This window comes from Bradyrhizobium roseum (assembly GCF_030413175.1).
GTDB lineage: Bacteria > Pseudomonadota > Alphaproteobacteria > Rhizobiales > Xanthobacteraceae > Bradyrhizobium > Bradyrhizobium roseum.
This window is the reverse complement of record NZ_CP129212.1, coordinates 4,002,011-4,028,769: the sequence shown is the minus strand read 5'-3', so window position 1 is coordinate 4,028,769 and position 26,759 is coordinate 4,002,011. Positions and strand designations below refer to the sequence as shown.

Here is a 26,759-nt window from a genome sequence, read left to right as displayed (position 1 = left end):
CGCGGGGTTCGCCGCGCTCAGGCCACGTCGGCTTGCGGGCTCGGCGCTTCCTCCGCGATGAGCAAGGCGTCGAGATCGACCAACTGCGGATCGTCCGCCTCGGGTTCGCCGAGCCCCGCGCTGCCATGGAGATGCATCAGTGTCTGCACGCGGCGGGCGTTGAGATGGTCGACGTGCTGATGCTGCAGCGCCGCCGCCAGCAGCGTTTTCGGCAACCCGACCAGCGCAAAGGCCGGAACCCGGCGCACCTCGTCACCCTCACGCCAGCGCAGGGGATGGAGGGTGTAGATCAACTGCCGGTCAATCTCCGGCGATAGCGGATTTTCCGCTTCTGACGGTGCGAGACTGGCGAGATTGGCGTTGCCGGCGCGCGTACGCACCGCGGCGGATCGCAGCTCCCAGCAGATCAGATCCGCGGCGGCGAGAACCTCGCGGCGCACCGCGTCCACGTTGCCCGAGAACCGCGTCGCGTCGGGGATCGACATGGCGGCCTTGGTCACGGCTTCGACCAGCGCGTTGGCGCCGCCGTCGAATCCCGGCACGGCGCGTTCGATCGCTGAAGCCATGGCTTCGATCTGGTCCGCCATGGTGTCGCGGTCGCGCTGTGCCTTGGCGTCCGTCAGCGCGCGTTCGGCCGAGGCGACCTGCTCATCGAATTCTGCCAGTTCGGCGCGCCACGTCTTGGCGCGGTCCTCGACCGCGCGCATGGCGGCTTCGGCGCGATCGAGCCGGGCATTGGCGGCGCCGGCCACCGCCAGCTTTTCGGCGGCGGTGCGCTTTTCCGCCAGTTCCGATTCGGCCGCCGCCAGCCGGTCCGCCAGCTTCTGCCGCGCCGTCTGCTTCTCCTTCAGCGCGTTCTCGAAACGCTCGATCGGGCCGAGTTCGCGCTTGAAAAAAGCCATGGCAATACCCCCGCGCGTCAAAATCATCCGCCGAATCATCCCGCCGATTCGCTGCATGCGAAAACTAGCCTGAAACTTGGATGACATTGCGGCTTAAGTCTGTTGGACAGCGAGGGCCGTTGGATCATGGCGGAGAGGCGCCGGCCACCCGTCTCAAGGCAGCGCTGATTCGAGCCGCCGCTCATTGTGCCGTTTCAGGTAGAGGCGCGGTCCGCGCCGGGCCGTCTGCCCGGGACACGGCTAGGTTCGGAAAAAAATCAGGGTTGTTAATGCGAAGACCGGCAGCAGCACGCATCCGGACCAAAGCATGTAGCCGAAGAAGCTTGGCATCTTGACGCCCTTCTGGCGGGCGATGGCGTAGACCATGAAGTTCGGAGCATTCCCGATATAGGTGTTGGCCCCCATGAATACCGCGCCCGACGAGATTGCCGCGAGCGTCAAGGCACCCTGGCGCATCAACCACTCGGCGTTGCCGCCCGCAAGTTCGAAGAAAACCAGATAGGTCGGCGCGTTGTCCAGAAAGGACGAGAGCGCGCCTGTCAGCCAGAAATAGGCTGCGACGTTGGCGCTGCCGTCCGCGTTCGTGACCATGGCGACGAGGGGCGCGAAGGCCCCGGCACTTCCGGCCCGCAACATTGCCAACACCGGAACAATTGACACGAAGATGCCCGCGAACAGCGCGGCTACTTCCGCGATCGGCGACCACGAGAAACCGTTTGCCTCGTGATTCCGCTTGGGTGTGATGAGAATCGACACCAGCGTCACGACGACCATGGCGGCGTCGCGCAGCAGATTCTGAATCGATACCTCCGTCCCCAGTATCGAAAGGGTGCCGAGCTGCAGCTTGGCACTGAGCAGGATGGCAATAATGATGACGCCGCCCAGCAGCATGTTGAGGCCGCCGTGCAGCCGGATCGGTTGATCAGGTGTCGGATCCGACGGCACGTGGCCTTCGCGTCGGTAGATAATCGTGTCCATCACAAAGAAAGCCGCCAGGAGCACGGCGGACACGAACAGCGTTTCGGAGAACAGGTGTCGCGTGGTCCAAAAGAAGTCCACCCCTCGGAGAAAACCGAGAAACAGGGGTGGATCGCCGAGCGGCGTGAGCGAGCCGCCGATGTTTGAAACCAGAAAAATAAAGAACACGACGACGTGCACATTGTGCTTCCGGTCGTCGTTGGCGCGAAGAACGGGACGTATCATCACCATGGATGCGCCTGTGGTACCGATCAGGCTGGCGAGAATGGTCCCGATGCCGAGAAGCACCGTATTGGTCATCGGCGCCCCATGCAGATTGCCGGAAACCACGATGCCGCTGGCGACTGTGAACAATGCCAGCAGGAGCAGAATGAAGGGAATGTATTCCAGCAGGGCGGTATGAACGAGCGCATTCGCCGTGGTTGCAGTACCGAGCGATAGCGCCATGGGAACGGAGATGAGTACCGCCCAGAACAGGGCGACCTTGCCGTGATGATGTTCCCAGAAATGCGGCGCGAAAAGAGGAAAGAGTGCAATTGAGAGCAATATGCCGACGAACGGCAGACACCATGTCAGGCCCAGCTTCGTTCCGTCCAGGTCGGCCGCCATGGCTTCAGACGGGACGATCGCCGCAAGTCCGGCTCCCGCCAGAACAGCAAGAAGACGAAGCTTGGGGCCGCCGGGATGTCGCGCCGGGTGGGTGGCAATGGAGGCGAGGAACTTCATCCGTGAATGTACCCAAGAGCTAGCTGCTTCTCGGAACTTGTATAACCTGAACCTTTCATTTCAGCGCCTTCATCCAGCTCGCGATTTCGCTGACGGCGACATTGGCCTGCTGCAGCAGCTTGCCCATGGTGAAGAAGCCGTGGAACTGGCCGGGGAAGTGGCGGTAGGTCACCGGCACGCCGGCCTCCTTCAGCCGCGCGGCATATTCGGCGCCCTCGTCGCGCAGGGGATCGGCGCCCGCGGTCAGCACATAGGCCGGCGGCAGGCCGGCCAGCGTTTTGGCGCGCGCGGGCGAGGCCTTCCAGTGATCGATGTCGGCCGCGCTGTTGAGATAGTGGTTGCTGAACCATTTGATCACGGAGTGCGTCAGCAGAACGCTGGTCTCGGGCTCGCTGTGCGAGGGATGCTTCATCGCAAAATCGGTGGCGGGATAGACCAGTACCTGGCCGGCGAGCTTTGGGCCGTTGTCGCGCGCGGCCAGTGCCACCACGGCGGCGAGATTGCCGCCGGCGCTGTCGCCGCCGACCAGAAGCTGCGCGGCGTCAATGCCGAGTTGTCTGGCGTTGTCCGCCACCCATTTGGTGGCGGTGACGGCGTCATCGGCGGCGGCGGGGAATTTGTGTTCCGGCGCGAGACGGTAGTCGACTGAGATCACGATCAGTTCGCCCTCATGAGCGAGCTGCTGGCAAACCACTTCATGGGTATCGAGATCGCCGATCACCCAGCCGCCGCCGTGAAAGAACACCAGGCATGGCGCGAGGCCGTTGTGCCTGCGCAGCGTCGTCGGCGTGTAGATGCGCGCCGGGATCGCGCCGTGCGGCGCGGGGATCGACAGCGGCTCATTCGATTCGATCGCGGGCGGCTCGGGGTTCATGACCACGCGGCCGATCCGGTAATATTCGCGCGCTTCCGATGGCGGCAGCGTCTCGTAGGCGGGACGGCCGGCATCCTGGAAAGCCTGGAAGATGGCGGCGGCATCGGGATCGAGAGTGACGGGCATACTGACAAAGACCTCGTTGTGTGAATAAAGCTCAGGCGGCGGTGCGGCCGCCGTCGACGGTGTAGGCGGAGCCGGAAACGTAGCTCGCCTCGTCGGAGGCGAGGAACGCCACGATGGAGGCGACCTCGGACGCCTGGCCAAGCCGGCGCGCCGGAATCCGGTCGACGATCTTGTCGTTCGGCGGCGGCTCGTTGCCGGGATTGCGGCCCTGCAAAATCGTGCTCAGCATGCGGCTGTCGATCAGGCCGGGGCACACGCAATTCACGCGCACCCCGGTGCCGGTGCATTCCCAGGCCGCGCTCTTGGTCAGCCCGATCACCGCGTGCTTGCTGGCGCTGTAGACCGCGATCATCGGCGACCCCATCAGGCCGGCGATGGAGGCGGTGTTGATGATGCTGCCCTTGTTCTGCTTCAGCATTACCGGCAGCACGTGCTTCATGCCGAGAAAGACGCCGACGACATTGACGTCGAGCACGCGCCGAAAGCTCTCCAGCGAATATTCCGGGATCGGCTTGATGTCGCCCTCGATGCCGGCGTTGTTGTAGAACGCGTCGATCGTGCCGAACCTGTCGACCGTGGCGCGGACATAGTCCGCGACCTCGTCCTCGTGCGTGACATCGGCTGTCACCGCGAGCGCTTCGGCCGAGGCGGGCAGGCCCTTGATGGCGGCCTTGAGGTCGTCCTCCCGGCGGTCGACGGCGACGATACGGGCGCCGCGTTCGGCCAGCAGGCGGATGGTTGCGGTTCCAATGACGCCGGCCGCGCCGGTGACGACGGCAACCCGGCCATCGAGTCGAATTCGATCGGTCATGCGGTCTGACATGTCCTGGGGGTTCCTCTCGCTGCTCCGGTTGTTCCGGATTTTGGTGGTTTTCGCGCCGGGCGTGGGCAGCCAGGCGCGAACCAAAGCGACTATTTCATCTGAAGCGGGGCGTGGCTAGATCATGGCGCACCGTCCGGGCCGGGATCGAGTACGGCGGGACGGGGGCAGGCCGCCCTTTCCGCGCCGTATTCGGCGTGTTAACCGGGAGTGACGCGAGCGGCGGACAAGTCTGTACTATGTCGCGAGCCCGATTCGCCTGTAAAAGCCGCGAGATGCTTCGAACCATTGCCCTGACCGGTCTTGCGGCCCTGATCGCCGCCACCATGACGTCGCTCGTGCCGCCGGCGCAGGCGCAGATCGGCAATATCTTTTCCGACCCGCCGCTGCGGCCGCCGGGTGCGATTCCGCGCGGCAACCAGCAGCCGCAGCCGTACCCTGACGACGACGAGGAAGTGCCGGAGCTGCCGCGCGGCCGCCTGTTGCCAACCCCGAACCGTCCGCCGCCGGGGCAGGGCCTCCCCCCGCCGGGCAGCTTCCAGTCGCAGCCGCTGGCGCCGCCGCCGGGAACGACGGTCGCGCCTCAGGGCACCCAGCCGGGCGTTGCCGTCCAGCCACCGCAGCCGGGCCAGCCGGGCGTCGCCACCGCCCCGCCGGGCCAGCGCCAACCGCCAGCCAAAGGCGCGCCGGCATCGCCGGCCACGCTGCAGCCGGGTGACGAGGTCGTGTCCGAGCCGCCGGCCACCAAGATCACCAACAAGAAGGCGAGCTTTTCCGGCCTCGACAAGATCACCGGCCGCATCATCAATTTCGACGAGGACATCGGCGAGACCGTGCAGTTCGGCGCGCTGCGCGTGAAGACCAGCGCCTGCTATACGCGGCCGTCGACGGAAGCCGCCAACACCGACGCCTTTGTCGAGGTCGACGAGATCACGCTGCAGGGCGAGGTGAAGCGGATTTTCTCCGGCTGGATGTACGCGGCAAGCCCCGGCCTGCATGGTGTCGAGCATCCGGTCTACGACATCTGGCTGACCGACTGCAAAGGTCCCGACCAGACCATCGTCAGCGCGCAGCCCGATCCGAAGACGGCCGCGCCGCCGGCGGCCGCCGCCAAACGTCCGCCACAGCCAAAGCAGGCCGCGCCGCGTCCGCCGGGACAGCCGCCGCAGCCGCAGTTCCAGCCGCAGCCGCAACAGGCGCCGCCGCCACCGCCTCCGCCGCAGCAGCGCCCCGGCGGATTGTTCGGCGGGCTGTTCGGGAATTGAACTGGGGTCCCGGGCGCAGTGCCGCACGAAGTGCGCAGCAGAACCGGGACAAGCAACTCAGCCGCGCTCCGAAACAATCGCGAGCGCTTCCTCGCCGCTGATGCCGGCTCGCACCCGCATGAAATCCGCAGGTTCGCCAGTGATCGCCTTGTCGAGCAGGGCACGGTAGCGGCGCCGCGGTACTTCGACCGCGCCGAAGCTGCGCAGATGTTCGGTGACATATTGGGTGTCGAGCAGTTCGAAGCCGCCGGCGATCAGCCGCGCCACCAGATGCACCAGCGCCACCTTCGACGCGTCACGGGTGCGGTGGAACATGCTCTCGCCGAAGAACGCCCGCCCGAGGCTGACCCCGTAGAGGCCCCCAACGAGGTCGCCGTCCTGCCAGACCTCGACGCTGTGGCAATGACCGAGCTCGTAGAGCCCCAGATAGAGATCGCGGATCCGTTTGTTGATCCAGGTGTCGTCGCGGCCGGGCTGCGGCGCCGCGCAGCCGGCGATAACCGCCTTGAAGGCGGTATCGACGGTGACGCTGAAGGTGTCCGATCGTACGGTGCGGGCCAGCCGCGAGGCGATGCGAAAACCGTCCAGCGGAATCACCCCGCGCATTTCCGGCTCGACCCAGAACAGCGTCGGGTCGTCGGCGCTCTCGGCCATCGGGAAGATGCCGCAGGCATAGGCCCGCAGCAGCACCTCGGGCGTGATTTCGGAGGCGGCTGGATCGCGCGATGTCATGCGCGCATGATAGCAGGACCGGCGGGGCGAATGCTACGTTCCGCAACCGTGACGGCGCGGCCCGATCGAGGGTGGATGAGGCACTATGAACGCAGTCCTGATCGTCGTTCCGGTGTTCGCGTTGCTAATGTCGATTTCGAGGTACTTGCCATGGGTTACATGATAGCGGCCGTGGTGACGTTGCTTGCGGTAGTGACACCGACAAGCGCGTCAGGCGCATGCAAGAAGATGCTGCGCGGAGAACTGGTGCAATCGCCAGGCCGCCCCCTCGCTTCTCCTGACAAATTTCTGCGGTTTACACTCTCGGAGATTGTGCGGGGCAGCGAAGCGAAGGCAGGAGAGAACCTGAAAGACTTTCAGACCTTCACAGTTCCCAATACGATAACGACGCTCCCCATTCCATTCGCGTTGAACGTCGACACTCCCGAAGACTGTCCAGCCGACCTCAGATTAGGCGTGGGGACCTCTCACAAGGACGACCGCATCAGCTTTTTCACCCATGGTGACGTCGCGCTGACTGGCGCGAAAAGGGTTGATCTCGACGAGTTCGAACGCATACCTGTCTATGGTGTGCGGCGGAGCTTCTGAATTTGGTACGGACGCGTGGACGGAATCCTTCGGCGTCTGGTTTGGGGCATTCGCGATCGGGTAGCCAGCAGCGATGCAGGACATGTCCGTCGAAAGCGGAAGCCGTCTCGTATCTGGCTACGCGCTTATGAACGGCACGCCCTAATCCTCGTACCCGAACAGCTTTGCCGGGTTGGTCACGAGTATTTTCTCCAATTCCGCCTCGTCAGCGACGTAGCTGTAGAGCAGTTCGAGCAGGTCGGCGTCGTTCGGTGGCTGCACCACCGAGACCGGATGCGGCCAGTCGCTCGCCCAGACGCAGCGGTTGGGGGCGGCTTCGAGATAGGCACGCGCGATCGGGATGACGTCGTCCCACGGCTTGCCCTTCTTGGAGGTCTTTTCGCCGAGCGACAGCATCACCCAGAAGTTTCCCTTTGACAGCAGCTCCAGCATCTTCTGCAGATTGGGATCGTCCTTGCCGCGCGCGGGATCGGGGCGGGCCATGTGGTCGATCAGCACGGGCAAATCGAGGTTTTCGTACTTGGCGACGCTGGAGACGATGCCGTCCTTCTCCGGCTGGATCTTTGCGTACCAGCCGAGTTCGCGCATCCGCGCGATCGCACGCGCAAAATCCTTGTCCGAGAGCACCGCGCCGAGTTCCTGGCGGAAGCTGAAACGCGCGCCGCGCACGCCGGCGTCATTGAGTTTGGCGAGATACGCGTCGCTGGCCTCGGCAAACACCAGCGCGTTGGCGCAGGCGCGGTAGTTCGGGCCCATCGCCGCGAGCGCATCGAGCACGACGGCGTGATCGGCGCCGTAGGTCGTGGTCTGCACGATGATGCCGCGCTCGATGCCCAGCGTCTTGTGGACGCGCAGCGCGGCTTCCCAGGTCGCTGATGGCATCTGGTAGGCGGCGCCGGGCCGCACCGGATATTTTTCCAGCGGGCCCAGCACGTGAAACTGGCTGTCGATGCTCTTCGGCGGCGGCAATTTTGAAGGGCGGCGCGGGTTCGGATCGAATGGGAGATAGGTCGGCATGTTCTGTTACTCCTTCGATCGCATCAGCCGATCACGGCCGTAAAGTCGCATTGCACGAGCGCGCCGTTCTCCATGTCCATCTGCAGCGCGTGGCGGGCCGGGCGGGAATGTTCGTCGGGAAACATTTTCAGCCATTCGACATTGACCGGCGCGCGCTGGCTGCGATCCTGCAGCCACACCGTCATCTTGATGATGTCGTCGGTCGTGCCGCCGCCGGCTTCAACGATCGCCTTCATGTGGCCGAACATGTTGGCGCACTGGTCTTCGATCTTTTCCGGCATCCTGCCATCCGCGTCGCGGCCGAGGATGACGCCGGACATCAGCAGATGGCCGATCCGGCAGGCGTTCGGAATCGGATTGGCGTGTTTGAACTCGCCGATGTGGATGCTCTTGCGCCTTGTCATCGCGGCTCTCCCTGGGACGTTTTGTGGTTCAGACGAACTGGCAGGACACCGATCCGAACGGGCCGTAGTCGGCATGGAACGTATCGCCCTTTGATATGTCGACCGGCCGGGTAAATGATCCGGCCAGCACCACTTCGCCGGCTTCGAGCGTCTCACCCTGGGCGGCCAGCCGGTCGGCGAGCCAGGCCACGCCGTTGGCGGGATGGTTGAGGACGCCGGCGGCGATGCCGGTCTCCTCGATCTGGCCGTTGCGGAACAGCAGCGCGCCGATCCAGCGCAGGTCGAAGTCCAGCGGACGAATCGGACGGCCGCCGACCACCAGCGCGGCATTGGCGGCGTTGTCCGATATCGTGTCCATCACCTTGCGCGGGGCCTTGGTCTCTGGGTCGACGCGGTGCATCCGCGTTTCCAGGATTTCGAGTGCGGGCGTGACATAGTCGGTGGCGTTGAGCACGTCGAACAGCGTGCAGCCGGGGCCCTTCAAGGGCGCCTTCAGCACGAATGCCAGCTCGACCTCGATGCGCGGCGCGTGGAAGCGGTCGAACGGGATCGGCGAGGCGTCGGGATAGAACATGTCGGCGAACAGCACACCATAGTCCGGCTCGGAAATGCCGACGGCGTTTTGCATCGCCTTCGAGGTCAGGCCGATCTTGTGGCCCTTGACGACGCGCCCCCGGGAGAGTTGCAGTTTTGTCCAGGCGCGCTGGATGGCATAGGCATCCTCGATCGTGAGATCCGGGTAGTCGCGCGTGAAGGCCGTGATCAGCGACTTGCTGCGTTCGGCTTCATCCAGGCGCTGCGCCAGCCGTTCGACGATTGCTTGGTCGAGCATCGGTTTACTGCTCCTCCGCCACGGTGTTGCGCAGGATACCGATCCCAGCGGATTCCACCTCGACGACGTCGCCGGGCTTGAGCCAGCGCGGCGGGGTGAACCTTGCGCCGGCGCCGGTCGGCGTGCCGGTGGCGATCATGTCGCCGGGCTTCAGGGTGGCAAAGGTGGAGAGGTAGGCGATCAGGAAATCGAACGGAAACATCAGCCGTTCGGTGCTGTCGCTCTGGCGCACCTCGCCATTGACGCGGGTGATGATGTCGTGCGGCCCGCGCGGATCGCATTCGTCAGCGGTGACGATCCACGGCCCGATGCTGCCGGAGCGATCGAAATTCTTGCCCTGTGTGACGTTGAACTTGCCGTGGTGCAGCCAGTCGCGCACGCTGCCCTCGTTGCACAGCGTCATGCCCACGATGTGCTCAAAGGCGCGCTCGCGGGGAATGTGGCGGCCTTCCTTGCCGATCACGATTACAAGCTCGCCCTCATAGTCGAGCTGTTCGGAAATCTTCGGCTTTTCGATCGGTTGACCGGAGCCGACCACGGAGGAGGGATTGCGGACGAACAGGCTCGGATATTTCGGCAGGTCCGAATTGTCCTTGTACTCGGCGTTGCGGTCCTTGTAGTTGACGCCGATGCACCAGAGTTTTTCCGGGTTCGGAATCGGCGGCAGCAGCACGAGATCGTCGAGTGCATGGCTCGGCTTGAGGCCGGCGACCATCTGGCGCGCGACTTCCAGGCCGTCCCTGGCGATCAGGCTCCGAAGGTCCGGACATTTCGGGCCGATCCGCTTCGTCAGATCGACGACGCCATCGTCGACGGCCGCGCCGTAGCGCGGCTCTCCTTCCATCATATAGCTCACAAGTCGCATTGTCGTCCCCTTCGAGAATCCTGCTTCGATCTGCGTCCGACGTCAGCAAGCTCGCTACGGATGGCTGCCACCACTAATCGGTCGATTTCGGGGTTTGGAAGACGGCGCCCAGCGTCACGATCTCGCCGAGCCGGGCGTAGCGCGGCCCACCGATGCGGGCGATCGGGTCGAGCGCTGCGGTCTCGACCTTGCCGTTGTTCACGAGGCCGTCGCGGATGTGGAACATCACGACCTCGCCGACGATGAGCCGGCTGCGCGCCTCGCCGAATTCGAGACATTGCCGAAACACGCATTCCATCGCGACCGGCGCAGCGGCAAGCCGGCGCACCTTGATGCGCTCGCTGGGAAGCGTTTCGAGCTTGAGCTCTTCGACCTCGCTGACTTCGGGCGGATGCTCGACCGAACTGTCATGCACCGCACCCATCAACGGCGTGTCGGCGATGTGGATGACGTACTCCTGGGTGTCGAGGATGTTGTGCGCCGTATCCTTGTAGTCGGGCCCCTTGCGGCCGACGCTGATGGCCAGCATCGGCGGCTTCTGCGAGACGAAGGTGAAGGCGCTGAACGGGGCGAGGTTGAGCACGCCCGTGCGCGACAGGCTCGTCACCCAGGCGATCGGGCGCGGCACCACGATGCCGGTCATCAGCCGGTAAATCCGCTCCGCGCCGAGATCGCCGGGATCGATCTGCATGGATCAGTCCGCCTTGATGTTGGCCTTGCGGACCACCGGGATCCACTTGGCGTCCTCGCGTTCGAGATAGCCCGTGAACTCCTGTGGCTTCATCGATACGGCCTCGGCGCCGAGCGCGTTGAATTTCGCGATGACGGCGGGATCCTTCAGGATTTCCGCCAGCGTCTCGTGCAGTTTCGTCACGACCTCGGCCGGCGTGCGCGCCGGCGCGAACAGGCCGGTAAAGGTCTGGCCGTCGAATTCCTTGTAGCCGAGTTCGGTGAAGGTCGGGACATCCGGCAGCCAGGAGGCGCGGTGAGTTCCGGTGACGGCAAGCGCGCGCAGCATGCCGCTCTTGATGGAAGGCAGCCCGACCGAGATCTGGTCGAGCGCGAACTGCACCTGACCGCCGATCAAATCGTTGAGCGCCGGTGCGTTACCGCGGTAATGCACCGTCAGCCATTCCACGCCGAGCGTCGATTGCATCAACTCGCTGAGCAGGTGGTTGGTGGTGCCCTGGCCGGGGGACGCCATGGTCAGCTTGCCGGGATCCTTGCGGGCGAGTTCGATGAACTCCTTCAGATCTTTGGCCGGCAGCGATGGATGCACTTCGAGCACCAGCGGCGTCATCGTGATCGAGCTGATCGGGACAAAATCCCGCTTCCAGTTGTAGGCGTCGCGCTTGGCGATCTCGGGCGCGAACAGCACCGGGCCGTTGGCGCCTACGAACAGCGCATAGCCGTCGGGCGGCATCTTGGCGAATGCTTCGCCGGCGATGAGACCGCCGGCGCCGGCCTTGTTCTCGACGATGAACGTCTGGCCCAGCTTGGCCTGCAGCCTGTCGGCGATGACGCGCGCCGCGCTGTCGACATTGCCGCCAGCCGGATAGGGCACGATCAGCTTGACCTGCCGCGTTGGCCATTGCTGGGCAACGGCCGGAAGGCTCGAAACCACCGTCAGCATTGTCGATAGAGCAACGCCTGCGATCGCGAAAAATTTCATCGCATTCTCCCGAAAAGCGGCGGATCCGCCGCAGCATTTTTTATGCGCAAGCCCCGTCCCCGGGCGGCAGGCGCGTCTGTTGTCTGCCCCGATCTTGCGCGCTGCCCTTTCGCTGTCGACGAAATTGTGGTGTTTCTGTCCACATTATGGACAGGGAGCCCTGCGATGACAAACGGTCGGTTAAGGGCGCGAGGACGAGGTCCGCAGCAGGGCGGGCAGGCGATCCGCCGCGCCCTGTCCGTGCTGCGAACGCTCGCGGTCGGCGGAGAAAAAGGCGTGCCGCTGGCCGAGGTTGTGCAGGCGACGTCACTCGCGCGACCTACGGTCCACCGCATCGTGCACGTGCTGATCGAGGAGGGAATCGTCGAGCGCAGCGAGCGGACGGGGAACTACGTCGTCGGTCGCCAGGTGTCCGAACTGGCGCTCGCGCGGCCCTCGCGAACGCCGCTGCTGATTGCAGCCGAGCCGCATCTCGCGGCAGCGTCGGCGCAACTCGGCGATACGCTGTTCCTGACGGTGCGCACCGGCCTCGACACCCTATGCGTGGCCCGCCGTATCGGCTTCTATCCGATCCAGGTGCTCTCGATCGAGGTCGGCGTGCGAAGGCCGCTGGGCGTCAGCAGTGCCGGCGTCGCGATACTCGCCGCGATGCCGGCGGCGGAGGCGCGCAAGATCGTGCTCGCCAACGAACCACGGTTTGGCGCCTATCGGACCGACACGGCGACGGTGCTCGACCAGGTCCAGCTCGCGCGCCGCCGTGGCTACAATCTGCGCGATGTCGGGCTGGTGCAGGGAACCAAGTCGCTTTCGGCCTGGATCCGGAAGCCAGACGGTGTGCCGGCCGCCGCGATCACGCTCTCGGCCATCCGAAGCCGGCTGAGCCCGCGTCGCGCGATCGAGGTTGCGGACGTTCTGGTGGCAGCTGCCCGCGCGATCGAGGCGGCAACGCCGCGGGATTAGCATGGCCGGTTCCGATGAAATCGGCTTCGGGTTTTTGATTTGACGTCTTTCACTCAGCTCACTTTGCCGCCGCGATGATCCCGCTGCGTGGCATGTCAATCAACCTAGTCCAACCCGGTCTTGCCCTTGGCCCAATAGGCCTTGGTCTGCAAACGCCGAGACGCGACGCCGGCTGCTTTCAAGGCGCGGCTGAGGCGCTGGATCGACGATGCCTTGCCTGTCAGAACGAAATGCGCGCCGCTGTCGGCAAGGCGCAACAGTTCGGCTTCGGCCGCGGCGAGATGGGCGTCGCCGGCGGTGCGCTCGGCCAATGTCGCCTCGCGCACGCCGATCGCCTCCAGCACCGGCCGGGACTCCGCGACATCGGAGACCTCAAACACGTGGATTGCGCCGTCAATCTGCGGCGAATCGCGAAGTGCCGCCGCCAGGGCAAACGAAGTCTCATCGCCGAACAGCGCCACCGGCGATTCGAGACCGGATAGATCGAGGGAGCGGCGCGGACCGAAGAACTGGCAGCTGTCGCCTTCGCGCAAGCCGCTTGCCCATCGGCTGCCAGGACCGTCGCCATGTGCGAAGGTGAGCATTCGTGTCCTGCCGCTGCCGGCGTCCCACGACAGCGGCGTGTAGGTTCGCGCAGTCAGGCCCGAGCCCATCGATACCTGGACCTTTTGGCCAGCCGTCCAGGCGACGCTCCTGAGCGCTTCGCCTTCCAGGTGGACCAGCCGAAAGTGCGGCGAGAGCGTCTCGACCGCGGCAACGCGCGCGGGACGCATCAGCCATTGCAGCAACGTCCGCATGATGCGGCCCGGCGGGGCGAACGGCGGCGCAGAATCATGTGGCCGGTTGGCGGCTTCCGTCAAACTTCGCTTCCTTCACCTTAAATTTCGCCAGCGCCGCGGCGCGGATCATTTCGTCCTGACGGTGAGTTCGTTACCGCGCTCCGGATCGAACGACAGCGGCAATGAGAGATAACCGTTCTGATAATCGCGGACGTACTGGATGTAACCGCCGGCTTGCGCGAACGCATTCTCGCCGATGATGATCGCACCCGGTTTCAGATACGGCTCCAGCAGCTTGAGGATGGGAAGATAGAGAGTGAAGGCGCCGTCGAGCATCACCATGTCGACGTCACCGCCCATGTCGGATTGGAGGGTCTGACGTGCGTCGCCGACCCGAAACTCGACGAGATCGCCCAACCCGGCGGCCGTCACGTTCGCACGCGCGCGTTCGGCCTTGCTGGGCTCGAGATCGGTGCCGATCAGGCGGCCGCCACCCATGTCGCGCAGCGCCGCCGCCATATAGATGGCGGAAATTCCCATCGAAGAGCCGAACTCGACGATACGCCTGGCCTTGCAGCTTCGAGCACACATGTAGAGAAAGCGCCCAAACGTCGGGGAGACGCTCAGAAAATTATCGGCGTAACCGTGATACAGCCCCGTCAGATCCTTGGCCTCAGCTTCAACAACCTGTCTCATCGCCTGCTCGACACTGCTCGTCTCGCTCGCAAGGGATTGCATCAGCGCTGCGTCGGCGGCTTCGGCTTCCTGATGGAGGCGTCTGAGAACTTCTGCGACCGGGCCGCTGCTGAGTGAGTCCACGTTTCCGTCTCCGTTGGAAATTCGCCCGCGGACACGCGAGGGTGTCAGCGTTGGCGCCAGGATACGAAATCGCCCGGCTGACCGTATTCCGCAAACGAGACAAAATATTGCGATTTCCGGTCAATTGGGCTTCGACGTTCGCGCGATGGCGAACCACGATCACGCGCCGACGCGGCGTTCTGCCAGATAACGGGCAGGTGGCTTGCCCAAAGCCTTGCGGAACATGGTGACGAAGGCGCTCGCGCCCTCATAGCCGAGATCGAGCGCCACGGTCTGGACCGACGCCCCCTGATCAAGGCGCTGCAGCGCAATGAGGATGTGCAGTTGCTGGCGCCAGCGGCCGAAGCTCATGCCGGTCTCGCGTTTCAGCGCCCGGGTCAAGGTCCGCGGCGCGACGGCCGTGCGCCGGCCCCAGTCGTCGATCGTCGCGCGGTCGGAGGGATTGGCCATCATCGCGGCAGCGATCTTACGCAGCTTGGCATCAACCGGCATCGGGAAGTTCAGCTTCTCGACGGGCGCGACAGACAATTGGTCGAGCAGCACCGTGGCGATCCGGCCGTCGGCGCCGCCGACATCGTACAGCACCGGCATCTGGGTGACATGCAGCAGCAAGCGTTCGAGCAACGGCGAGATCGACAGCGTGCAGCATTGCCTCGGCAACGCGGGCGTCGCATCCGGTTCGACGAACAGCAGATAGACCTCGACATTTCCGGCAGCGGTCACGCTGTGGGGAAGGTTGCCGGGAATCCACAGTGCACAGCGTGGCGGCACGATCCAGACGCCGTTACCGGCCTCGCACCTGACGACGCCGCGCAAGGTCAGGATGAGCTGGGCCTTCCGGTGCGCGTGAACGGGCATCTCGACGCCTTTGGTGAACATGTCGAACCCGACGGCCGCGATGGCGCGGGGCACGTCCTCGGGATCGAAATCATCGTCGGGATGAAGACCTTCTTCTTTGAGCTGGTAGAAGGGCATGGCAGGTGACGATGGATCCGGGTACGATTGACCAGATCGGACAATATCGGTCCATGATTGCGATTTTCAACACATAAGGTCGTTAGGCTGGCGGCGGCTCCGCCGCTTACATTTCGCGCGGAATCCTGAATAGCGATCCGTCCTGAACTAGCCCGCTGCGGCGCTGCTCGGCTTTGGGGCTGGTTTCGGCGTGCGTCGGAAGCGCAGCACGATCCTGGTGCCGTGATGATTGGGATCGCGCTCGGCGGTGGCGTCCAGCTTGTTGGCCATCGCGCTCACGATGCGTTGTCCCATGCCGGTGGAGCGCGGGTCGACCTTGACATTGAGGCCGACACCATCGTCGGCAATCGCAACCAGGATATCTTCACCGTCGAGCTGCAGTTCGACGTGAATAGGCCCTGAGCCATCCGGATAGGCGTATTTGACGGCGTTCATCACCAGTTCGTTGACGATGATGCCGATCGCGACCGCGCGGTCGGGGTCGATCTCGATCGGTTCGGCCTTCAGTGTCAGCCGTGACATCTTGTTGCCCTCGGCCGACCGCCGGAGGTCTTCAAGCAGCGCTTCGAGATACTGGTTCAGCAGCACGCTCTTGAGATCGTGCGAGGTATAGAGGCGGCGGTGAACCTGCGCGACCGCGGCCACGCGGCCCATCGCATTGGTCAGCGCGGCCTTGACGTCGTCCTGGGTGGTCGAGTTGGCCTGCAGGTGCAGCAGCGAGGCGATGATCTGCAGGGAGTTGCCGACGCGGTGGTTGACTTCGCGCAGCAACACCTCGCGTTCGGCCGCCAGCGCCGCATAGCGGTCGCGCGAGCGGTGAACCTCGGCTTCCGCCTCGTCGCGCGCGCGCTGAATCTCGGCCTGCCGCAGCGCGCCATTGCAGGCGACCTGGAGCAGCGGAATGAATTCGCCTTGGGTATCCTTGACCAGATAGTCGGCGGCGCCGGCCTTCAACGCGGTGACGGCAATCGCCGAATCCTGCGAGGCGGTGACGAACACCACGGGCGGCGCGCCCGCCGTCGCCATGATCTTTTCCAGCGTTTCGAGACCGTCGAGCCCCGGCATGTACTGGTCGAGCGCGACCACATCGATGCCGCCTTGCGCCAGCCGCGCCAGCCCTTGCTCGCCGCCCGCTGCGTGAACGACCTTGAAGCCTGCCCGCGTCAGGCCGCGGTCGACCAGCCGGGCAAGGCCGGCGTCATCGTCGATATACAGCAATGTCGGCGTTGCGGGTTTCATGTGGCTGCAGGAGGTACCTGGATGACGGAAAAGAACAGGCCGAGTTGGCGAATGGCGTTGGCAAAACTTTCGTAGTTCACCGGCTTGGTGATGTAGACGTTGCAACCGAGTTCGTAGCAGCGCTTGATCTCGTGGGAATCGTCGGTGGTGGTCAGCACCACCACCGGCGTGGCCTTGAGATATTTGTTTTCCTTGACCCGCTTCAGGATGTCGATGCCGGTCGTATCGGGCAGATTGAGATCAAGCAGGATCAGGAGCGCGTTGCCCTTGTGGTCGAGGCCCGTTCCATCCTGGCCGAACAGGTATTCCAGCGCGGCTGTACCATTGGTGAACGGCTTTATCTCATTGTTGACACCGGATCGACGGATATTGCGTTCGATCAGGCGGGCATGGCCCTCATCGTCCTCGATCATGATGATGGTGACTGGATTGCTCATGTCTCTGTGTTCCGGTTGGCAGACCATTTGATGGGCAACGTGATCGTGAACGTGCTGCCCTGATGAAGTTCTGAGGCGACCGACATGGTTCCGCCCAGCCGCCGCACCAAGGCCCGGACGTGGGCAAGGCCGATGCCCTGTCCCGGCCTGTCCTGGGTTCCGGCGCGGCGGAAGAGCTCGAAAATGCGCTGATGGTCCTTTGGGTCGATGCCGCGCCCATTGTCGGATATCTCAAAGATCGCAAAACCGAGCTTGGTGCGGCCGCGCACCGCGATTTCGCCGGGAACCCCAGTCTTGAGGTATTTGAGCGCATTGTCGATCAGATTGGAAAAGATTTGTTCCATTGCAAGGCGATCGCTGACGATAGTGGGCAATTCGTCGATCCGGATCTTGGCCTGGGCCTCGGCGATTTGATGCGCCACGGTCGACACGATGCCCTCCATCAACTCACGGGTGTCGATCCGGACCGGCTGGAATTCCCGGCGGCCTTCGCGGGTGAGATGGAGGATCGCCGATATCAGCCGGTCCATCTTGCCGATCGACGATTTGATGAACCCAAGCGCCTCGGTGAATTCTTCAGAGAGCTGCTTGTCGGCGCCTTCGAGCACGGGCTCGGCAGTATCGGTGGCGTTTTCCGGGACGGCCGGTTCGGGGGACTGCCCGCGGGAAAGCGTCGCGATCCGCCTGAAGATGTCGCCGCGCAATTCCTCCAGCTCGCTGGTGAAGCCCATGATGTTCACCAGCGGTGAACGCAGATCGTGGCTGACAATGTAGGCGAAGCGCTGGATCTCGTCATTGGCTTCGCGCAAATCCGCGGTGCGCTCGTCGATCGCGGCCTCGAGGTTAAGGTTGTTATCGCGCAGGCTTGCTTCGGCCTCGTCGCGTGCACGCGACGAGCGCCGCACCAGGAAAACCGAGAGTCCGCCCAATGCGATGACGAGCCCAGAGCCGGCGATCGTCACGGAAGACGCCAGTACCTGCGTTCGATCGGCGTCGACGGTCCGCATGGCGAACAAGCGTTCTTCCTCGGCGCGCATGTCGCGCCCGGCCTCGGCGATCGCCCGCACGGCGCTGGTCGAGGTGCCGTTGCGCAACACCGTGACGCTGGTGGCGACGTCGTTGTTCTTGACGCGGTCGATGCCGCGCGCGAATTCGGTCAGGCGCTGCTCGATCGCGGTACGCAGCTTGGCATAGTTCCGGACCTGAACCGGGTTATCGCTGGTAATCTTTGCAAGCCGATCGGCGGCGGGCAGGATGTTGCTGGCAGCTGCTTCGTATTCAGCGAGGAACTGCGGCGCCGATGTCAGAAGGTAGGCGCGCGTGGCGCTCTCTGCGCGCCGAATTTCCAACAGCAGGTTAGACAGCTGGCTTTCAACCTCCACCGTATGGACGACGAGGCTGCTGGCGTCGCGGGCCTTGTTGACCAGGAGGACGGAGGTGACGCTGACGGCGACCAGCACCAGAAGTCCCGCCGACAGCAGCAGGACTTGCCAAACAGCGCGCTGACGCTGGGCCTCAGGCGTCACGACGATCTCGGGTCATCGAAATAGAACTGCCCCGCAAGGGATCCCCAACTTGCGATAATGCCGCAGGGCCTGATTGGTTCCATCGTGGCGGGGATTTTGCTACCGCGCCTGGCCATCTGCCGGCTGGCCGGCGAGGTACTGCTCAAGCCAATGGATGTGGTAGTCGCCGTTGATGATGTCGGCCTCCCGGACCAGCGCCCGGAACAGCGGCAGGGTGGTCTCGATGCCGTCCACCACCATCTCGTCGAGCGCCCTTCGCAGCCGCATCAGGCATTCGGCGCGGGTCTTGCCGTGCACGATCAGCTTGCCGACCAGCGAATCATAATAGGGCGGAATGACATAGCCCTGATAGACGGCGGAATCGATCCGCACGCCGAGCCCGCCGGGCGGATGGAATTGCGTGATCTTGCCGGGCGAGGGCCGGAAGGTCTGCGGATTTTCCGCATTGACGCGGCATTCGATGGCATGGCCGATGATGGCGATCTCTTCCTGCTTGGCGGGCAGGTCGCCGCCGGCGGCGATGCGGATCTGCTCCAGCACGAGGTCGATGTCGGTGATGCTCTCGGTGACGGGATGCTCGACCTGGATGCGGGTGTTCATTTCGATGAAATAGAACTCGCCGTCCTCGTAGAGGAATTCGATGGTGCCGACGCCGAGATACTTCATGTCGCGCATCGCCTGGGCGCAGGTCTCGCCGATCCTGGCGCGGGCGGCGGCGGAAAGCACGGGCGAGGGGCCTTCCTCCCAGACCTTCTGGTGACGGCGCTGCAGCGAGCAATCGCGCTCGCCGAGATGGATCGCACCGCCCCGGCCGTCGCCGAGAATCTGGATCTCGATATGACGCGGCTTCTGCAGGTATTTCTCGAGATAGACCGAGGCGTCGCCGAAGGCCGACTTGGCTTCGTTGGACGCGGTCGACAGAGCCATCAACAGGTCGTCGGCGGAGTGCGCCACCTTCATGCCGCGCCCGCCGCCGCCGGCGGCCGCCTTCACGAGCACCGGAAAGCCGATCGCCTTGCCGATCGCCAGCGCATCGTCTTCGGGGGAAACCGCGCCGTCGGAGCCGGGCACGACGGGGATGCCGAGCCGCTTGGCTGTCTTCTTGGCCTCGATCTTGTCGCCCATCAGGCGGATGTGTTCGGCCTTCGGGCCGATGAAATGCAGATTGTGCTCGGCGAGGATTTCGGCGAAGCGGGCGTTTTCCGACAAAAAGCCGTAGCCGGGATGCACGGCGTCGGCGCCGGTGATCTCGCAGGCCGCGAGCAGCGCCGGGATGTTGAGATAGGAATCCTTCGACGGCGGCGGCCCGATGCAGACGCTTTCGTCGGCGAGCCGCACATGCATGGCGTCGGCGTCGGCGGTCGAATGCACCGCGACCGTGGAGATGCCGAGCTCCTTGCACGCGCGCAGCACGCGGAGCGCGATCTCGCCGCGATTGGCTATGAGAATCTTGTCGAACATGCAGTCCCCGCAGGCGAGTAGCGAATGGCGAGTAGCGAATTAGTGGGAGATACCCATTCGCTATTCGCTACTCGCCGTTCGCGCTCTACTCGATAATTACCAATGGCTCGCCGAATTCGACCGGCTGGCCGTCCTCGACGAGTATCTGCGTCACGGTGCCCGCGCGCGGCGACGGAATCTGGTTCATCGTCTTCATGGCTTCGATGATCAGCAGCGTCTGCCCGGCCGATACCTTGCTGCCGACGTCGATGAACGGCTTGGCGCCGGGCTCGGGCGCCCAATAGGCGGTGCCGACCATCGGCGAGGGGACCGCGCCCGGGTGCTTGGCCAGATCTGCGCCCGCCGCGGGGGCGGCGCCTGCGGCGGCCACCGGCTGATAGCTCGCCGGCATCGCCGCCGACACGGTGACGTTGCGGGCGACCCGCACCCGCAGGCCGGAGCGCTCGATTTCGATCTCGGTCAGGCTGGTCTCATCCAGCAGCAAGGCAAGCTCGCGAATGAGCGCGCTGTCGTCGCTTTTGAGGTTTGCGGCTGTTTTGTCCGCTGACTTGTTGTCGGGCTGGCGGGCCATGCTCTTGATCCGGAATTCTCGATGTGGGTGACGGCTGAAGCGTCAGGCGTGGTGTCGGTCGACGTCAGGTTTGACGTTAGGTCTTGGTCTTGGCGCCGAGCTTGGCGGCAAGGCCGGATACTGCGAGCCGGTAGCCGTCGATGCCAAAGCCGCAAAGCGAGGCAAACGCGGCCATGGCCGTGTAGGAGTGATGACGAAAGCTCTCGCGGGCGTGGATGTTGCTGACATGCACTTCCACCGTGGGGATCTTCACTGCCACCAGCGCATCGTGCAACGCGATCGAGGTATGTGAATATCCGCCGGCATTGATGATGATGCCGGCCACCTTCTTGGCATGCGCCTCGTGGATGAAGTCGATCAATTCGCCTTCGCGGTTCGACTGGCGGCAATCCGCCTTGAGCCCGAACTGCGCGGCGGTTTCCACGCACAGTCTTTCAACATCAGCGAGCGTCGCATGGCCATAGGTTTCAGGCTCGCGCGTCCCCAGCATGTTGAGGTTCGGGCCGTTGAGGACGTAGATCGTCGCGGCGGGGGCTTGGGCGCTTCCTTGGGCCATCCGGATTCCAGCAAAGAGGGGTGGTGCAGGTCGCGGGGTTATAGGTAACAACGCGGCCAAGGGGAAGCCTTCCGGTCGGCCGGAATGCCGCCCAAATGCCTCATCCAATTCGTAAAAACCCGCGCGGAACCTGTGGAAATCATTCGTTAACCAATTTTTGGACATTGGGTTCGCAAGAAAAAGGGGGCGGGCATCTCTGCCCACCCCCGATTGCTGCGCGAAGAATCTGCGACCGAAGTTCGTCAGCCCTCGATGATGTAGACGATCTCGCGGGTCTGCGGGCGGACGATGACGTAGCGTCCATTCACCAGGATCACTTCATAGCCGCGCCATTCCGGATAGATCTCGACGATCCGGGGCGGAAGCGGGTGGAAGCGGACCGACGCGGGCACCGCGGTGCCGACCGAGATATTGAAGTTCACGTTGGTGGTTTCCTGGATCTTCGCCGACCTGATGGCGGTGTTGATCTGGGTACGCTTTTCAGCCGGCGGAGCAGCGGTCGCCGAGGTGGCGGCGTTGCCCGTGGTCTGCGACTTGGTATCGCTGGCAGCCGTGCCCGACTTGGTGTCGGTCTTGCCGTCGCGGCTTTCAGTGGTCGTGGTGCCGCCCTTGCTGTCGCGGCCGTCGGCCTTCATGTCCTTGCCGCCCTTGGAATCGGTTTCCGACTGCATGCTCTTGGACTTCTCGCCCTGCATCCGGTTGCCGTCCTGCGCGCTCTTGCTGCCGGACGGTGCCTTATCGGTCGAATCAGAAGCCTTCATGCCGGGCTCGGAGCCTTTCATGCCCGATTCACCCTTCATGCCGGATTCAGCGCCCTTCATGCCGGAGCTGCCGCCGGTGTCACGCTGCATCGCGCCGCCGGACGAGGCACCGCCGGAAGGTGGCGCGCTCTGCTGCGCCGCGGGTGCCGCCGACCCTGCGCCGCCGCCCGTGCCCTGCGCGTTGGCCAAACCCGTTCCCGCGATCAGAGCCGCGGTCGCGACCGAAATCAAAAAGCGATTGTTCATCAGAATGTCTCCTCACATGTTTCTGCATTGCCCGACCGACAACGTGAGGAGGTGTCTGATGTTCCGGCGGATCGGCGGTTCCGAGGGGTTTGTTTTGTGAATGCCGGGTGAACTGATGCGGATGTTTGGCACCGTAAACAAAAGGCCGGCTGTCAGGCCGGCCTTCGTCGCGGGTGGGCTATTGGCAAAGTCCTCAGCAGGTCGCCTTGCCGCAACGGGCATTGCTGATTTTTTCGCGCAGGCTCTCGACGCCGACCGCGCCGATCACGACCTGCTTGCCGATCACGTAGCTCGGCGTGCCGTTCATACCCATCGCTTCGGCGAGCTTGAAATTCTCCTCCAGCGTGTTGCGCACCTCGGCGCTGGCAAGATCCTTCTCCAGCTTCGCCATGTCGAGGCCGACTTCCTTGGCGACCGCCATCGCGCGCGCCTTGTCGACGGCGCCGCGGCCGGTGAGCAGCTTCTGGTGGAAGTCGAGATATTTCTTGCCGGACGGATCCTGCATCCGGATGGCGACGCCGACCTGGGCGGCCTCGACCGAGCCCGCGCCCAGCACCGGGAACTCCTTAAGCACCACCTTCAGCTTCGGATCGGACTTCATCAACTCCATCATGTCGGTCATCGCGCGCTTGCAGTAGCCGCAATTGTAGTCGAAGAACTCGACGAAGGTGACGTCGCCGTCCTTGTTGCCGAGCGTGACGTTGCGCGCCGAGTTGAAGATCGCGTCGGCGTTTTTGGCGACGCCGGCTTCGTGCTTGGCGGCTTCCGCGGCGGCCTGGCGCTTGCCGAGCTCGGTCATCGCCTCTTCGAGCACTTCGGGGTTTGCGATCAGGTATTCGCGCACGATCTTCTGGATATCGCTGCGCTGCGCGTCATTGAAGCTCTGCGCGGAAGCGGATACCGGCGCGCCGCATAGCGCCAGGGCGAACAACGTGGAAGTCAGGAAACGGAACGAGGACATCGGTTAATCCTTATGCGGCGGGTCCCGGGCAATTCTGCTGAGCCGGCTCCCGGAGAATATGCCGGAATATAGCCGAAAGCGGGTGATTTCTAGTTGCTCTTCTGGCCGGGCAGCGGCTTGGCGCTCACAATGTCGTCAGCCTTCACCCATCCGGGCGTCCCGATGGCGAAACGCGTCTTTGCCCGCGACGCCAGGTCGCGCGCCGTCTTGTTGTCACCGCGAAGAAACGCGGCCTGCGCGGATGCCAGATCCGCCTGGGCGTAGTCGCCCTTGCGGCCATAGGCCATTGCGAGCTGCATGTAGCCGAGCGGGGCCTCGGTCTCGCGCGCGACCGCGGCACGGAGGATGGAGATGGCCTCGTCGGTGTAGGCGTTGTTGTTGGTCGCCACCAGGGCTTGTCCGAGCATCATCTCGATCAGCGGGGAATTATTGGAAAGCTGCACTGCCCTGCGTAGCGGCGCAATCGCCTCCTGCGGCTTGCCGCCCTCGAGCAGCGCCTGGCCGCGCACCTCGTGGAAATACGGATTGTTAGGCTGCTGCTGGATCAACGCGTCAATCTGGGAAAGCGCGCTGCGCAAATCTCCATGCAGGTAGGTCGAGATCGCGTGGGCATAACGCGCCGGCAGGCTGTTGTTGGACAGCGGATAGCGCCGGTACACGGTCTCCTGCCGCTCCATGAAGGCCGAGATCTTGGCGCGCACCATTTCATGTCGCAGCTGCAGGGCGGGGTCGTCCTTCTTGTCCCAGTAGGGGCTCGACCGCGCCAGTTCTTCCAGCGCAGCGACGCGCTGCGACGGCATCGGGTGCGACTGGACGTAAGGATCGGTGCCGCGCGCGGCAAACAGGCTTTCCTCGGTGAAGCGCTTGAAGGTCTCATACATGCCGCGCGAAGATTGCCCGGTGGCGTTCAGAAATTTCACGCCGGCCTTGTCGGCGTTCTCTTCCTGCTGGCGCACGTAGGAGAGCAGGTTGCGGCGGATGATTTCGCCGGGCGCCGAGAACATCGCAGCACCGGCGTTCGCCAGCCCGCTGTTGCCACCGCCGCCTTGCGCGCCGGCCACCATGGCGCCGGCGCCGAGCAGCATCGCGATGATCATCTGGGTCTGGGCCTGCGCCATCTGCTCGCGCATCTTGGCGAGATGGCCGCCGGCGAGGTGGCCGGTTTCGTGCGCCATCACGCCGATGATCTGGTTCGGCGTCTCCGACTGCATGATCGCGCCGTAGTTGACGAAGATGCGGCGGCCGTCGGCAACGAAGGCATTGAAGACGCCCTGGTTGATGATCACCATCTGGATGTTCTGCTTTTCCAGGCCGGCGGCGCGCAGGATCGGCCTGGTATATTCGCGCAGCAATTGCTCCGTCTCGGTGTCGCGGAGCACCGGCGGACCCTTGGCCTGCTGCGCCACGGCAGCCATCGGCGCAGCGACGAGCGAGACCGCCAGCATCAGCGCGGTCGACTTCAGTGGCATCTTGCGTAAGACGATACGGAGCGGCATGAGCGGTCTTTGGCGATTGGCGGCACGTCCGGATCTGCCCGGTCGCCGGTTCGATGTTCAACTAGATCAGAAACGGGTCCCGGTCTGCTCGTTCAAAGCGTTTCTTTCGCCCGAGCCGGTAGCGCTTCGCTGGAAAAGGTTATAACAAGCCACCGAATACGGCCAGTCTGGGGCGGTTGCCGGTCGGGAACCTGAATGGGCTGCGTCCTGTGCAAATAGCAGTTATCGATGCTGGAATCGACACTTAGAGACCGCGCGGCGCCGTTGCTCACGCCTTCCGCCCGAAGCGATGTTCCGCCTTTCATGGTCATGGACGTGATGGCGGCGGCAGCCCGCATCGAAGCCGCCGGCGGCCATGTCATTCACATGGAAGTGGGACAACCGGCGGCGCCGGCTCCCAAGGTCGCCATTGCGGCTGCGCACGCGGCGCTCGATTCGACACGGATCGATTACACATCGGCGCTCGGCATTCCCTCGCTGCGCGTGCGAATCGCGAAACACTATCGCGATACGTACGGCTGTGCGGTCGATCCCGAGCGCATCGTGATCACGACCGGCTCGTCGGGCGGATTCATTCTCGCGTTCCTGTCGATGTTCGAGCCGGGCGACCGGGTCGCGGTGACGGTGCCGGGTTATCCGCCGTACCGGCACATCCTGACCGCGCTCGGCTGCGAGCCGGTGCTGATCGAGACTTCGAGTGCGACGCGTCATGCGCTGACCGGCGAGGCCTTGCTGGCCGCGCACCGCCAGGCGCCGCTGAAAGGCGTGCTGGTCGGCAGTCCCGCCAATCCGACCGGAACGATGATGTCTCGCGAAGCGCTCACCGGGCTGATCACTGCGGCGGAAGGCGCCGGCATCCGCTTCATCTCCGACGAAATCTATCACGGTCTCGACTACGCGTTTCCGGCGGTGACGGCGGCGGAGCTTTCACCGCAAGCGCTGGTGATCAACTCATTCTCGAAATATTTCTGCATGACCGGCTGGCGGGTCGGCTGGATGGTGGTGCCGGAGCCGCTGGTGCGGCCGATCGAGCGGTTGCAGCAGAACCTGTCGATCTCGGTGCCGACGCTGTCGCAGATCGCGGCTGAAGCGGCCTTTGAAGGCCGCGAGGAGATGGAGGCGATCAAGCGGGGCTACCAGGAGAACCGCCGCATCTTGATCGAGGGGCTGCCGAAGGCCGGCCTCACCAAATTCCTGCCGGCGGACGGCGCCTTCTACCTCTACGCCGACGTTTCGGATTTCACCGCCGACAGCTTTGAATTCGCCGGCCGCATGCTGGAAAAGGCGCATGTGGCGGCGACGCCCGGCGTCGACTTCGATCCGATCCACGGCCGCCACTTCATTCGCTTCTCCTACGCGCGCTCTGCCGAGGAGATGCATGAAGCGGTGGCGCGCATCGCGCGCTGGCTGGGATAGCGCCGTCCGTCCGTCACCGAATCTTTCTCACCTGCCATCAACCGGAGCCTACATGTCTGCGAGAATCCTGCCTGAATCCGTCGTGTCGCCGCATTATCCGCTTGCCGCCGTGCTGTGGCCGCATCGCGCCGACGGTTCGTCCGCGTTGTTGCGCAGCGTGGTTCTGGTCGTGCTGGGAACGGCGCTGTTGACCTTGTCGGCCAAGGTCAATCTCCCGTTGCCCTATGTGCCGATGACGCTGCAGACGCTGGTCGTGCTGGTGATCGGCGCGACCTATGGCTGGCGGCTCGGCAGTGCGACGACCGTCGCCTATCTCGCCGAAGGCGCGATCGGATTTCCGGTGTTCGCAGGCCCCGTCGGCGGTCTCGCGCCGCTGGTTGGTCCGACGGCCGGCTATCTCTTCGGCTTCGTGGCTGCGGCCTTCGTGACGGGATGGCTGGCGGAGCGCGGCTGGGACCGGTCGGTGTTTCGGCTGTTCGTGGCGATGGCGCTCGGACACATCCTCATTCTCGCCGCCGGATTCGGCTGGCTGGCGTTCGGCATGAAACTCGGTGTTGAAAAGGCGTGGCTGGTGGGCATCGCACCGTTCATCGCGGCGTCGCTGATCAAGAACGCGCTCGGCGCCGCGCTGGTACCGGCGGTGCGGCGGTTTTTCGACCCGCGCGGCTGAGCCTCGGCCACTACGCCGCCTGCGACGGCGATCAGAGGGAGCGCATCCCTGCGAGACGTACAAAAAAACCGCCCGGTTTTCGCCG

At 64.3% G+C, this 26,759-nt stretch carries 28 protein-coding genes; 5 read left to right on the top strand and 23 right to left on the bottom strand.

All coding sequences use genetic code 11. The annotated features are described in order from the left end of the window. Positions 1–17 precede the first annotated feature (17 nt). The 4 genes from QUH67_RS19365 to QUH67_RS19350 form a co-directional block, all read right to left on the bottom strand. Positions 18–902: a coiled-coil domain-containing protein gene (locus tag QUH67_RS19365; protein WP_300940430.1), complete on the bottom strand. Its 885-nt coding sequence runs from the start codon at positions 900–902 to the stop codon at positions 18–20. Between the two features lie 240 nt (positions 903–1,142). Further along, positions 1,143–2,489 (bottom strand): sodium:proton antiporter, encoded by a 1,347-nt coding sequence (locus QUH67_RS19360; protein ID WP_300948097.1) that lies wholly within the window; start codon positions 2,487–2,489, stop codon positions 1,143–1,145. Positions 2,490–2,661: 172 nt separating this feature from the next. Continuing rightward, positions 2,662–3,606: an alpha/beta hydrolase gene (locus QUH67_RS19355; RefSeq protein WP_300940428.1), complete on the bottom strand. Its 945-nt coding sequence runs from the start codon at positions 3,604–3,606 to the stop codon at positions 2,662–2,664. Between the two features lie 31 nt (positions 3,607–3,637). Continuing rightward, positions 3,638–4,417, bottom strand: coding sequence for an SDR family NAD(P)-dependent oxidoreductase (locus QUH67_RS19350; RefSeq protein WP_300940427.1), 780 nt, complete (start codon positions 4,415–4,417; stop codon positions 3,638–3,640). A gap of 284 nt (positions 4,418–4,701) precedes the next feature. Here QUH67_RS19350 and QUH67_RS19345 point away from each other — a divergent pair, with 284 nt between their 5' ends. Next, positions 4,702–5,691, top strand: a complete 990-nt coding sequence (locus tag QUH67_RS19345; protein ID WP_300940425.1) for a DUF2155 domain-containing protein — start codon at positions 4,702–4,704, stop codon at positions 5,689–5,691. A gap of 57 nt (positions 5,692–5,748) precedes the next feature. On the opposite strand, the gene aat is transcribed toward QUH67_RS19345, so the two are convergent. Continuing rightward, positions 5,749–6,423 carry a leucyl/phenylalanyl-tRNA--protein transferase gene (aat, locus tag QUH67_RS19340; protein ID WP_300940424.1) on the bottom strand — a complete coding sequence of 225 codons (675 nt, stop codon included), beginning with the start codon at positions 6,421–6,423 and terminating at the stop codon, positions 5,749–5,751. 75 nt (positions 6,424–6,498) lie between these two features. On the opposite strand from aat, the gene QUH67_RS19335 reads away from it, so the two are divergent. Further along, positions 6,499–7,011 carry a hypothetical protein gene (locus tag QUH67_RS19335; protein WP_300940422.1) on the top strand — a complete coding sequence of 171 codons (513 nt, stop codon included), beginning with the start codon at positions 6,499–6,501 and terminating at the stop codon, positions 7,009–7,011. Positions 7,012–7,152: 141 nt separating this feature from the next. Here QUH67_RS19335 and QUH67_RS19330 read toward each other — a convergent pair whose 3' ends face one another. From QUH67_RS19330 to QUH67_RS19305, 6 genes are all read right to left on the bottom strand, one after another. Further along, a complete protein-coding gene (locus QUH67_RS19330) occupies positions 7,153–8,028 on the bottom strand; it encodes an amidohydrolase family protein (RefSeq protein ID WP_300940420.1) in 876 nt (291 codons plus the stop codon). A 23-nt stretch (positions 8,029–8,051) separates the two neighbouring features. Continuing rightward, positions 8,052–8,432 carry a RidA family protein gene (locus QUH67_RS19325; RefSeq protein ID WP_300940418.1) on the bottom strand — a complete coding sequence of 127 codons (381 nt, stop codon included), beginning with the start codon at positions 8,430–8,432 and terminating at the stop codon, positions 8,052–8,054. A 28-nt stretch (positions 8,433–8,460) separates the two neighbouring features. Beyond that, a complete protein-coding gene (gene hpaH / locus QUH67_RS19320; protein WP_300940416.1) occupies positions 8,461–9,264 on the bottom strand; it encodes a 2-oxo-hept-4-ene-1,7-dioate hydratase in 804 nt (267 codons plus the stop codon). 4 nt (positions 9,265–9,268) lie between these two features. Further along, the gene (locus QUH67_RS19315) at positions 9,269–10,129 is read right to left on the bottom strand and encodes a fumarylacetoacetate hydrolase family protein (protein WP_300940414.1); all 861 of its coding nucleotides are present in this window, start codon (positions 10,127–10,129) and stop codon (positions 9,269–9,271) included. Between the two features lie 73 nt (positions 10,130–10,202). Continuing rightward, complete coding sequence (locus tag QUH67_RS19310; RefSeq protein ID WP_300940413.1) at positions 10,203–10,820, bottom strand: flavin reductase family protein; 618 nt, start codon at positions 10,818–10,820, stop codon at positions 10,203–10,205. Positions 10,821–10,823: 3 nt separating this feature from the next. After that, positions 10,824–11,801: a Bug family tripartite tricarboxylate transporter substrate binding protein gene (locus tag QUH67_RS19305; RefSeq protein WP_300940410.1), complete on the bottom strand. Its 978-nt coding sequence runs from the start codon at positions 11,799–11,801 to the stop codon at positions 10,824–10,826. 165 nt (positions 11,802–11,966) lie between these two features. Here QUH67_RS19305 and QUH67_RS19300 point away from each other — a divergent pair, with 165 nt between their 5' ends. After that, a complete protein-coding gene (locus QUH67_RS19300; protein WP_300940408.1) occupies positions 11,967–12,761 on the top strand; it encodes an IclR family transcriptional regulator in 795 nt (264 codons plus the stop codon). A 104-nt stretch (positions 12,762–12,865) separates the two neighbouring features. On the opposite strand, the gene QUH67_RS19295 is transcribed toward QUH67_RS19300, so the two are convergent. From QUH67_RS19295 to QUH67_RS19240, 12 genes are all read right to left on the bottom strand, one after another. Then, entirely contained in the window at positions 12,866–13,621 is a 756-nt protein-coding gene (locus QUH67_RS19295) for a siderophore-interacting protein (RefSeq protein WP_300940407.1), read from the bottom strand. Between the two features lie 45 nt (positions 13,622–13,666). Further along, positions 13,667–14,359 carry an O-methyltransferase gene (locus QUH67_RS19290; protein ID WP_300940406.1) on the bottom strand — a complete coding sequence of 231 codons (693 nt, stop codon included), beginning with the start codon at positions 14,357–14,359 and terminating at the stop codon, positions 13,667–13,669. A gap of 159 nt (positions 14,360–14,518) precedes the next feature. Continuing rightward, a complete protein-coding gene (locus QUH67_RS19285; RefSeq protein WP_300940404.1) occupies positions 14,519–15,334 on the bottom strand; it encodes an AraC family transcriptional regulator in 816 nt (271 codons plus the stop codon). Between the two features lie 147 nt (positions 15,335–15,481). Further along, positions 15,482–16,573, bottom strand: coding sequence for a sensor histidine kinase (locus QUH67_RS19280; protein ID WP_300940403.1), 1,092 nt, complete (start codon positions 16,571–16,573; stop codon positions 15,482–15,484). Further along, positions 16,570–17,010 carry a response regulator gene (locus tag QUH67_RS19275; RefSeq protein WP_300940402.1) on the bottom strand — a complete coding sequence of 147 codons (441 nt, stop codon included), beginning with the start codon at positions 17,008–17,010 and terminating at the stop codon, positions 16,570–16,572. The genes QUH67_RS19280 and QUH67_RS19275 overlap by 4 nt, the downstream gene beginning before the upstream one ends. Then, a complete protein-coding gene (locus QUH67_RS19270) occupies positions 17,007–18,536 on the bottom strand; it encodes a sensor histidine kinase (RefSeq protein WP_300940401.1) in 1,530 nt (509 codons plus the stop codon). Before QUH67_RS19270 ends, QUH67_RS19275 begins: the two co-directional genes overlap by 4 nt. 99 nt (positions 18,537–18,635) lie before the next feature. Continuing rightward, positions 18,636–19,997, bottom strand: coding sequence for an acetyl-CoA carboxylase biotin carboxylase subunit (gene accC, locus QUH67_RS19265; RefSeq protein WP_300940400.1), 1,362 nt, complete (start codon positions 19,995–19,997; stop codon positions 18,636–18,638). A gap of 85 nt (positions 19,998–20,082) precedes the next feature. Further along, positions 20,083–20,568, bottom strand: a complete 486-nt coding sequence (accB, locus tag QUH67_RS19260) for an acetyl-CoA carboxylase biotin carboxyl carrier protein (protein WP_300940399.1) — start codon at positions 20,566–20,568, stop codon at positions 20,083–20,085. Positions 20,569–20,644: 76 nt separating this feature from the next. Then, positions 20,645–21,124 (bottom strand): type II 3-dehydroquinate dehydratase, encoded by a 480-nt coding sequence (gene aroQ / locus QUH67_RS19255; protein WP_300940397.1) that lies wholly within the window; start codon positions 21,122–21,124, stop codon positions 20,645–20,647. A gap of 242 nt (positions 21,125–21,366) precedes the next feature. After that, positions 21,367–22,131, bottom strand: coding sequence for a DUF1236 domain-containing protein (locus QUH67_RS19250; RefSeq protein WP_300940396.1), 765 nt, complete (start codon positions 22,129–22,131; stop codon positions 21,367–21,369). 193 nt (positions 22,132–22,324) lie between these two features. Beyond that, the gene (locus tag QUH67_RS19245; protein WP_300940394.1) at positions 22,325–23,092 is read right to left on the bottom strand and encodes a DsbA family protein; all 768 of its coding nucleotides are present in this window, start codon (positions 23,090–23,092) and stop codon (positions 22,325–22,327) included. Positions 23,093–23,181: 89 nt separating this feature from the next. Continuing rightward, on the bottom strand, positions 23,182–24,588 hold the full coding sequence (locus tag QUH67_RS19240) for a M48 family metalloprotease (protein WP_300940393.1): 1,407 nt from the start codon (positions 24,586–24,588) through the stop codon (positions 23,182–23,184). Between the two features lie 228 nt (positions 24,589–24,816). Here QUH67_RS19240 and QUH67_RS19235 point away from each other — a divergent pair, with 228 nt between their 5' ends. Further along, a complete protein-coding gene (locus tag QUH67_RS19235; protein WP_300940392.1) occupies positions 24,817–26,004 on the top strand; it encodes a pyridoxal phosphate-dependent aminotransferase in 1,188 nt (395 codons plus the stop codon). 52 nt (positions 26,005–26,056) lie between these two features. After that, positions 26,057–26,674 (top strand): biotin transporter BioY, encoded by a 618-nt coding sequence (locus tag QUH67_RS19230; RefSeq protein ID WP_300940391.1) that lies wholly within the window; start codon positions 26,057–26,059, stop codon positions 26,672–26,674. Positions 26,675–26,759: the final 85 nt, after the last annotated feature.